The 6074-nt window shown below is 67.0% G+C and carries 5 protein-coding genes and 3 pseudogenes; 6 read left to right on the forward strand and 2 right to left on the reverse strand.

Translation table 11 applies throughout. From position 1 onward, the window contains the following. A partial coding sequence (locus tag F6Q13_RS16435; protein WP_293058795.1) for an SEC-C domain-containing protein occupies positions 1 to 1330 on the forward strand: 1330 nt, incomplete at its 5' end. 87 nt (positions 1331 to 1417) lie between these two features. On the opposite strand, the gene F6Q13_RS16440 is transcribed toward F6Q13_RS16435, so the two are convergent. After that, positions 1418 to 2104, reverse strand: coding sequence for a hypothetical protein (locus F6Q13_RS16440; protein ID WP_293058797.1), 687 nt, complete (start codon positions 2102 to 2104; stop codon positions 1418 to 1420). Between the two features lie 406 nt (positions 2105 to 2510). Between F6Q13_RS16440 and F6Q13_RS16445 the strand changes: the two genes are divergently transcribed. The 3 genes and pseudogenes from F6Q13_RS16445 to F6Q13_RS16455 form a co-directional block, all read left to right on the forward strand. Continuing rightward, positions 2511 to 3533: an NAD(P)-dependent oxidoreductase gene (locus F6Q13_RS16445; protein ID WP_293058800.1), complete on the forward strand. Its 1023-nt coding sequence runs from the start codon at positions 2511 to 2513 to the stop codon at positions 3531 to 3533. 31 nt (positions 3534 to 3564) lie between these two features. Continuing rightward, positions 3565 to 3804 (forward strand): annotated as a pseudogene (locus tag F6Q13_RS16450) (hydrogenase expression/formation protein HypE); the annotation flags it as partial. A gap of 17 nt (positions 3805 to 3821) precedes the next feature. Next, positions 3822 to 4058 (forward strand): annotated as a pseudogene (locus tag F6Q13_RS16455) (antitoxin Xre/MbcA/ParS toxin-binding domain-containing protein); the annotation flags it as partial. 452 nt (positions 4059 to 4510) lie between these two features. Here the strand turns inward: F6Q13_RS16455 and F6Q13_RS16460 are convergent. After that, positions 4511 to 4966 (reverse strand): annotated as a pseudogene (locus F6Q13_RS16460) (hypothetical protein); the annotation flags it as partial. A 519-nt stretch (positions 4967 to 5485) separates the two neighbouring features. Between F6Q13_RS16460 and F6Q13_RS16465 the strand changes: the two are divergent. Next, positions 5486 to 5623 (forward strand): hypothetical protein, encoded by a 138-nt coding sequence (locus F6Q13_RS16465; RefSeq protein WP_293058803.1) that lies wholly within the window; start codon positions 5486 to 5488, stop codon positions 5621 to 5623. Between the two features lie 41 nt (positions 5624 to 5664). Next, entirely contained in the window at positions 5665 to 5910 is a 246-nt protein-coding gene (locus F6Q13_RS16470) for a hypothetical protein (protein ID WP_293058805.1), read from the forward strand. Positions 5911 to 6074 lie beyond the last annotated feature (164 nt).

A 6074-nucleotide genomic window follows, 5' to 3' on the forward strand; every position in this document is an offset into this window, starting at 1 on the left:
CGACGCTGAGCGTGGGCTGTCGCTGCTGCGCCGCGCGGGCGCCGAGCCGGACCATCCGCTGCGGCAGCTGCTGGAGCGGCACCGGGCCGAGCCGGGCCGCGGCCTCGGCCGCAACGAGCCGTGCTGGTGCGGGTCGGGCCGCAAGTACAAGAAATGCCATCTCGGGCGCGAGCAGCTGCCGCTGCCGGAGCGGGTGGGCTGGTTGTACGGCAAGGCCGCCCAGCACGTGCTGGTGGGCGGCTGGACGGATCTACTGATCGAGGTGGGCTTCGAGCGTGGCCGCTACGCGGGTGAGGACCCCGACGCGCTGGTCGACGCGCTGGGTGACCCGCTGGTCTTGGACGCCGTGCTGTTCGAGGGTGGTGCGTTCGCGGATTTCGTGGCGGTGCGCGGGTCGCTGCTGCCCGACGACGAGCGGCTGCTGGCCGAGCAGTGGCTGCTGGTGCAGCGGTCGGTGTTCGAGGTCGAGCAGGTCCGGCCGGGCCAGGGGCTCACGGTGCGCGACGTGCGCACCGGCGACATCCACGAGGTGCGGGAGCGATCGGCGAGCCGCCAGCTCAAACCCGGGCAGCTGATCTGCGCCCGTGCGGTGCCCGACGGGCAGGGCATGCAGTTTTTCGGCGGGATCGAGCCGGTCGCGTTGCACGAGCGCGACGAGCTGGTCGAGCTGCTGGACTCCCAACCCGACCCGGTGATGCTGGTGGCCGCGCTGAGCCGGCGGTTCGCGCCGCCGCTGCTGGTCAACACCGAGGGTGATCCGCTGGCGATCTGCGAGGCCACCGTGCGGATCGGCGACCCGGCCGGGATCGAGGCCGCGCTCGACGACACCTACGACCGGGTCGATGACGAGCAGCCGCCGCGCTGGTTCGAACACGTCATCACCGACGGCCTGCAGCGGATCCGGGCCACGCTGCTGCTCGACGGGGACACCGTGCGGGTGGAGGCCAACAGCGACCAGCGGATGGACCGGGTGCTGGCCACGCTGGCGCGGCTGGATCCCGCGATGAGCGTGCTCGAGGACTCGCGGCGCCCGCTGCGCGACGCCCGTGAGGCCGCCGAGCTGGCCAAGCAGCTGCCGGTGACCGGGCAGGGCGCGCTCGACCCCGACGATCCCGAGCTGGCCGGTTTCCTCGACGAGGTCATCCGCGGCTACGAGACCCGGTGGCTCGACGAGCCGCTCCCGGCGCTGAACGGTCACACCCCGCGGCAGGCCGCCGACGACCCGACCCGGCGCGGCGATGTGATCAAGCTGCTCGACAGCTTTCCCGCCGGGGCGGCCGCCCGCGGCGGCATGGACGCCGACCGGTTGCGCGCCGCGCTGGGCCTGTAGCGCCGGTGCGCGGGCACGGTCCCCTCGGGGCTCATCGGTGGCCGATCGGACAGGACGGCGCGCTCCGGGCCAGGCGGGCACGCCGGCTCACAACAAGCCGAATGTTTCGAACCCCAGTGCGGCGAGATCGCTTGCGTCGGGGATATCGATGACTGGGAGGACGGCCCCACTCTGTAAAACGACGAGATCGTCGATTAGTCCTGCCGGGCCGTTGTAATACTCATTTGCTAAGCCCAACAATGGTATTTCATAAAAATCGGCCGTTCCCGCGGGAGTGGTGAGATCATAATTCTGATACAAATACAGCTCGCTGTTCATTCCGCTGGAAGAATTAGCCGCAGCCTCGGCGAGCCCGGTGGTCATCCCGCGCGGTGAGGAAGGCACGCCGAGCGAGGAGTAATTCCATGCAGCTTGGGGAATATGAGGTCCTGACGTTATTTGCCTTTGCATTACTTGCTGGTAGACCAGGGAGCCGTCAAGGCCGCCAACACTTTGCTGATTATCGGCGACGGTGTAACTATTGCCATCGGAAAGCGTGTAAGGGATATCCTCTTGGCGGCTGCTGTACAGACCTGGGACGTTGATGGTCTTAATAATCTTCGGCACGCCTTCTGAACCCGGCGGAAGTAGTTGGGTGATCTGGAATGGTGGGACCGGCAGGGGCGGTAGCTCGTCGGCGTCAGCGAGCGGGCTGGTCATCAGCGCGATGCCTACCATGGCTCCGGCGGTCGCGCCGATGGTGAACGTAGTACCACCGACACCACGACGACCCATGGCAGGCTCCTCTTCACTAGCTGCCGCGGCGGCACGGGGAAGCGCTTCCGGCTCCCCAGCTGTGACTCACCGGCGTCGCCACAACACGGCAGACTAGCAGGCGACGATCGTTGTTGCCCCTCTTGACGGGCGGCAGGAAAGGCTCCAGCGGGCCCATCGCGCGCCGCTGCTTGACGCCGCGCGTCCAAGGGCCCAGCGCCTCACAAGCCGATGCACCTGCATACGGCAAATTCGGTGGCTGGCATGTCCGAGGTGCCGGTGCGTGAGCTGACCCACGGGATCTTGTTCTTCGCGACAACGATCCAACTGGTAGTGCCAGGCTAACCTTCTTGAGCCAGTTCGCGAACATGGCACGCATGTAGCTTTTAGCCGGTTGATGGCCGACCACAATGGCTAGCGTGACGCCATGGCCGTAGCTTTGGTAACGGGAGGGTCAGGGGTAGTCGGACGGGCCTTGGTGTCCAGGTTGGTTTCAAACGGCTGGGAGGTCAGGAGCCTGGATCGCAGGCTGCCCCGAGAGGCAACAGAAGGTGTGTGGGCACTCTCGGGTGACGCGGGGGACCCGGGGGTAGTCGACATGGCAGTCAAAGGGGTAGATGTCATCTTCCACTTGGCAGCTAGGATGCCCCAGGCTGGCCTGGACGAGGAAGGCTTCAGGGCTGCCAATGTCGAGCCGACCCGACTTTTGGCCAGTTCGGGAGCCAAGGCCGGGGTCAGACGTTTCTGTTTTGCCTCCACGATCGAGGTTTACGGGGCCCAGGAGACAAGAGACCCCCTCGATCAGGAGGCTGACCTGCGCTTCACGGGAACCTACAGTCGTAACAAGTACGAGTGCGAACAGATCCTTTCTCGAGTGAGCCAGGAGACCGGACTCGAGGTGGTTTCCTTGAGGATGCCAATGGTGTTCGGCCCAGGTTTTTATCACGAGAAGACCATCCTGGCGACCTTCGTAGCCCTCAGGTCCGGTTTGCCAATCCCCGTGCCTGCGCCCCAAGCCCTGGTTTCCTTTGTTTCCTCCAGGGACGCGGCTCAGGCCTTCGAGTTGGCAGCAACCAGAGGTGGCGTAGCAGGTGAAGTTTTCAACGTCGCGGCACCTGACACCCCTAACATGTTGCAGTTCTTCGAGCAGTTGAAGGAGGAGCTTTCTTCGCGTTCCAAGCTACTGGTGGTCCCAAGGAGCCTTCTTTCTCGTGTCACCGCCTATGCCGAGGTAAAGGCAAGAAGTCCTGGTGCCAAGGTCTTGGGAACCCCAGCGGAGCTGGTCGCCTTCATCGAGGTTGGGGGTGCGTACTCCATAGCCAAGGCCAGGGAACGTCTTGGCTATGCCCCTGTTGACACCTGCGCGCAGGCGTGGGCAGGAGCATTCAGGTGGTTTTGGTCCCAGTCCTGGACCCAGCGCTATGACATCTTCTTCCGTCATCATGTCTGATCATCCCAGAGACTCCATTGGCGATACCGGCTCCGAGGTTGGATCCGATACCGCCGCGGTGAGCCCGCTGGTGGAGTCGTTGCTGGCGGCCGCGCCCCCTCGACGCGCTGGCTGCGTGACCCGACCCGCGGCGGGTGGGCACCGTCTGCAACGAGCTGACCCAAGCCTGCGGGCTGGGGGTGCTGCTGCAAGAAGACCGGCTGCCGGTGTGGTCACCGGCGCGTGTGCACTGTTGGGTATCGACCCGCTGTATGTGGCCAACGAGGGCAAGATCTGCGAGGCCACCGTGCGCTCGACCCCGACGATCCCGAGCTGGCCGGTTTCCTCGACGAGGTCATCCGCGGCTACGAGACCCGGTGGCTCGACGAGCCGATCCCGGCGCTGGACGGTCACACCCCGCGGCAGGCCGCCGACGACCCGACCCGCCGCGGCGATGTGGTCAAGCTGCTCGACAGCTTTCCCGCCGGGGTGGCCGCCCGCGGCGGCATGAACGCCGACCGGTTGCGCGCCGCGCTCGGCCTGTAGCGCTCGGTGCGCGGCTGGGTTCACGGAACCCGGGGTGGCCGATCGGACAGCACGGCCTGGCCACCCAGGGCCGGATGCCCGGCGATTCTGTCGAGCAGAGTGGCGTCGGTGTCGCCCAGATGATCCAGCAGCAAGTCGTGCCATTGCGCCAAGGCGCGCGCCCGCTCCTGCGCGGCGTCACCGAAGTGGCGCGGTCGAGGTGTCGACGGGCCCTGCTCGCACAGCGCGTCCAGCGCCCGTAGGTACTGCTCGGCGAAACCCGCCCAGGTGTCCGGGACGCGCAGCATGCGCGCCAGCACCGCGGCCAGGGTGGTTTCCTTCGCCGCCACGGCACCTTCGCCGTAACGGGTCCAGCCGTGTCTGGACTCCCACCGAATCAATTGCGGTGCGGCGGTTTCGGCGAAGTGCTGGAATCCGTCGCGTTCCCAGATCGACGCCCACAGCGCGCCGACCACGTCGGACACGACCAACCCTGCTGCGGCCACCGGATCCTCCGAGCGGAAGTAGTCGTAGTCGCTGGTTTCGCAGGCGAGGTCGATCAGTTGCTCCAGCGCCGATGCCGCCGGCCCGGCATCCTCGGCACGCAGCGCGTCCTGGGCCTCGGCGACAAGACGCTTGAAGGTGAAACGCCACCGGGTCCGCTCGCGTGGTGACACCTGCCGATTCCCGCCCAGGTAAGCACCCGACCGGGCCAGCGACACGAAGTCGTCGACCTCCCACCGCACGGTCTCCGGATCGGCCGGCGGTTTGGTCGAGCGCGGCGTTCGGGCGCGCTCGTCGCCCGCGAGTTCAGCCTCGATGCGTTCGCGCATAGCGGCCGAACCGCGCCAGTACAGGTTCCACAGCGTTTTCCGCAGCCGGTCCTCGTCGAACCCGGACACGGCGCCGAAGAACTGCTGGCGGTTCATTCGTTTCACGGCCACGACGACGATTATCCGCGATGGGCCGGCATCGAGGTTGCTGCGATCCGGTCGGCGCCGGCTGGGCTACCCGCTAACGGTCAGGTGACGGACCGGCTGCGTTGCCGGGTTTCTCCAAGCGAAGTGCGCTGTGCCTCATCCGATTCGGGTGTGGGCGTGGCCGCCTTAGTTGGTGGGTGGGGGTTGGGGTTGGAAGGGGTCGTATCACCACCAGTTGGCGCGTTCGCCGGTGGGCCCGGGGCAGGGGGGTACGGCGGGTGGGGGCAGTTCGGGTGGGCGTGCCAGTGATCCGGGGGGTAGGGGCCGCCCGGCGTGGTCGGTGATGCTCAGTTCGGTGGCGGTCCCACCTGACGTTCGGCACAAGTTGTTGATGTGCATCTCGGGCGGGCGGTTCGGGTTGTTTTAGCCGTTGATGTTGATGTTGATCAACCCCATGCCTGGCACGCGCATGATGCAGAGCGTTGCGGGCAGGTACCGTCTCCTTCCGTTTCCGTTACGATCGCACCCATGCCAGCCGAGACGCCGGGTTGTCGCCTGAAGGTGCTCGCCGCCGGGCTGGCGCAGGTGGGAGCCGAGTGCGAGACGATCAGCGCCGGGTTGTCCGCCGACACCGCACCGTCGTTGGTTGCGGCGTCGGTGTGGTAGTCCAACGCTGGCGCGGTGACGTTGCGCGAACTGGTGAGCTGATGGCGGGTGTCTCGCCGCTGCCGGAGGGCTGGCCCGCGCTTTATGAGCTGGCCGCGTCGAGTTTTGCCCACCTGGGGCAGTTCGCCGACTGGTGTGAGCGCATCGGCGGTGAGGCCGAGCACGTCTTGGAGCAGCCGGCCCACAAGGTGCGCGCGCCCGGCGGCGTGGAGTGGGAGGGTGCGGCTGGGGATGCGGCGATCACCCAGGCCGACGCGGATGTGATCGCCGCGCGCCCGTTTGTGTAGGGCTTGTCCTACGCGGCGGCGATCGCCCGCCGCGGCCAAGACACCCTGGAGGCCGGCCAGCGCCTGGCGCTGGACGCGGTCGATGATGCGCAGCGCGACGGCTTCGAGGTGACCGGATTCTTGGGCGCAAGCCTCGCCATTTATGGCGGGGTGAGCCCATCCCG

This window comes from Mycobacterium sp. (genome assembly GCF_008709575.1).
In the GTDB taxonomy this organism is placed as follows: Bacteria; Actinomycetota; Actinomycetes; order Mycobacteriales; family Mycobacteriaceae; genus Mycobacterium.

Bases quoted from the DNA above. Each gene is read 5' to 3' on its own strand.
- F6Q13_RS16470 (WP_293058805.1), top strand. From the start codon at position 5,665: ATGGCGGGTGTCTCGCCGCTGCCGGAGGGCTGGCCCGCGCTTTATGAG.
- F6Q13_RS16465 (WP_293058803.1), top strand. From the start codon at position 5,486: ATGCCAGCCGAGACGCCGGGTTGTCGCCTGAAGGTGCTCGCCGCCGGG.
- F6Q13_RS16445 (WP_293058800.1), top strand. From the start codon at position 2,511: ATGGCCGTAGCTTTGGTAACGGGAGGGTCAGGGGTAGTCGGACGGGCC.
- F6Q13_RS16440 (WP_293058797.1), bottom strand. From the start codon at position 2,104: ATGGGTCGTCGTGGTGTCGGTGGTACTACGTTCACCATCGGCGCGACC.